This window comes from Xenorhabdus santafensis (assembly GCF_033949405.1).
Lineage (GTDB): Bacteria > Pseudomonadota > Gammaproteobacteria > Enterobacterales > Enterobacteriaceae > Xenorhabdus > Xenorhabdus santafensis.
In genome coordinates this window covers 1-418 of the sequence record NZ_VCDN01000461.1, presented here as the reverse complement: position 1 = coordinate 418, position 418 = coordinate 1, and the positions used below count along the sequence as shown (strand labels likewise).

The window sequence follows — 418 nt, the reverse complement described above, 5'->3', positions numbered from 1 at the left end:
CGATTTGGCATGATACTTGCGTTGGAAATAGTATTAACGTATAGGGGAGAGATAGAAATGAAGGTTAGTAAAATATATACAACGATTGATGCACACGTAGCTGGGGAACCGCTTCGAATTATTACGGGCGGAGTGCCAGAAATAAAAGGGGAAACGCAGTTGGAAAGACGCGCATACTGTATGAAACATTTGGATTACCTTCGTGAAGTTCTGATGTATGAACCGAGAGGGCATCACGGAATGTACGGTTGTATCATTACACCGCCCGCAAGTGCTCATGCTGATTTTGGCGTGTTATTTATGCACAATGAAGGCTGGAGTACGATGTGTGGTCACGGCATTATTGCTGTTATTACAGTCGGAATTGAAACTGGTATGTTTGAAGTGACTGGTGAAAAGCAAAAATTCATTATTGATA

General features: G+C 41.9%; 1 protein-coding gene. It reads left to right on the top strand.

What is annotated here, in order from left to right; genetic code table 11:
- Nucleotides 1-57 precede the first annotated feature (57 nt).
- Nucleotides 58-418: proline racemase family protein (locus FE392_RS23080; RefSeq protein WP_319932006.1), on the top strand; the 361-nt coding region annotated here is incomplete at its 3' end.